The 2,107-nt window shown below is 54.6% G+C and carries 1 protein-coding gene; it reads left to right on the top strand.

Annotated elements, in window-relative coordinates; all coding sequences use genetic code 11:
• A partial coding sequence (locus VRK_RS21350) for a condensation domain-containing protein (protein ID WP_197413177.1) occupies positions 1-2,107 on the top strand: 2,107 nt, incomplete at both ends.

The raw sequence follows: 2,107 nt of genomic DNA, 5'->3' as shown, positions 1-2,107 counted from the left end.
ATATCAGGCACCGCAGGGGGATGCAGAGGTACAACTGGCGGCGATTTGGTCTGAGCTATTGGGCGTCGAACAAGTGGGCCGGGCCGACAACTTCTTTGAACTGGGTGGCCACTCCCTGCTGGCAGTACGAATGGCTGATCGCCTGCGGCAACGCGGTTATCAGTTAGTGATTCGTCATCTGTTCTCGCGAATTACACTGGCAGAACTGGCTGAAACATTGGAAGTACAAGAGGTGAATCCCGAGAGCGAAATTCCACCGAATCTGATTCCTGTCAATTGCCAGTACATTACACCGGACATGTTACCGCTGGTGACACTCGATCAGAAGGCGATTGATGTGATCAGTCAGACTGTTGATGGCGGTGCAGCCAATATTCAGGATATCTATCCGCTGGCGCCGCTTCAGGAAGGTATTTTGTTCCATCACCTGTTAGAGCAACAAGGTGACCCCTATGTGACGCGCGTAGTACAAAGCTTCAAACATGAAGCGGATATTGAGACGTTTATCGCCGCGCTTCAGCATGTGGTGCAACGACATGACATTCTGCGTACTGCGGTGGTTTGGGATGGTCTGGAGACGCCCGTTCAGGTGGTCTGGCGTCAAGCACCGGTCGTACTGCAAACCCTACGTACGGAGCAGCTGGAAAACGGTAACAAGACTGATAATGTTGCCACACGTTTATGCCAACATTTTGACCCGGCCTATACCCGAATGGATATCCAGCGGGCCCCGATGATTGCAGCCTATAAAGTGGCTGATCCGGCTGAAGACCGTTGGCTGCTCTGTTTTCTGCTCCACCATTTGTGTAATGACCACACCACGCTGGAATTACTGATTGAAGAAGTGCAGGCCTATATTGCCGGTCGTGAAGCGTCATTGCCAAGGCCATTACCGTTCCGTAATTTTGTCGCTCAAACGACGCTGAACGCCAATAAAGATGAACACCTTCAATACTTCCGTGAGTTGCTTGGCGATATTGATGAACCTTGTGATCCTTTCGGGTTGCAGGCATCCGGTGATGACGCTCATGTCGAAGCAACTCATGTGGCGGTTGCCGACGATGTTGCACTGACGATCCGTGAGCTCTCCCGGCGTTTCAGTATCAGCCCGGCAGCGCTGTTCCATCTGGCCTGGGGCGTGGTTGTCCAGCGAGCCACCGGACAAGATGACGTGGTCTTCGGTACGGTACTGTTCGGCCGGATGGCCGGTGGTGAAGGGGCGGACCGGGTGTTGGGGATGTTCCTCAATACATTACCATTACGACTCTCTTTTGCTGATACATCGGTAGAATCGGCACTGATCCAGACTCAGCAACGTTTGGCTGAATTACTCGAACATGAACACACTTCTCTCGCCTTGGCACAACAGTGCAGTGGTCTGAGTAATCACACCCCACTGTTTAGTTCGCTGCTGAACTATCGTTATCAAGGCGGCAGCGCCCAGACCGCTGCGACAGACCAAGAGACACTCGGTTCTCTCGAAGTTGCCGCAGAGAATACCAACTACCCGTTGACGGTGGCCGTCAACGATATTGTGACGGGTGGTTTTTCATTGGATATCCATGTCAATCCGCGTCTCAGTGGCGAGCGACTCGGGGCGATGTTCATGACGGTCTTAAATGGGCTGGTGAGTACGCTGTCTGCACAACCTTTTGCACCGGTGAACCAACTCAGTATCCTCGCGGACGCTGAACGGGATCTGGTGCTCAACCGGTTTAACCAGACGGCAACGCCATTCCCCGATGAGTCATGCCTGCATACCCTGATTGAGGCGCAGGTGGCGCGTAATCCGCAAGCAACCGCAGTGGTGTTTGAAGACCAGTCACTCAGTTACGCCGAGCTGAATGCCCGGGCCAACCAACTGGCCCACTGGCTGATTGCGCAGGGTGTACGCCCCGACAGCCGGGTCGCGGTCTGTCTGGAACGAAGCTGTGAGCTGGTGGTCTCCCTGCTGGCAATTCTCAAAGCAGGCGGTGCCTATGTGCCGCTTGACCCGGGCTATCCGACCGAGCGGCTGACCTATATGTTGTCCGACAGTGCGCCGGTAGCTTTGCTGACCACGGGGGCATTGCGCGACGTGTTGGGCGAGATTCCCGAGAGCACCCGT

The organism is Vibrio sp. MEBiC08052 (assembly GCF_001506075.1).
Taxonomy (GTDB): Bacteria; Pseudomonadota; Gammaproteobacteria; order Enterobacterales; family Vibrionaceae; genus Vibrio.
The sequence above is the reverse complement of the archived record's forward strand: the minus strand, read 5'-3'. Positions and strand labels throughout refer to the sequence as shown.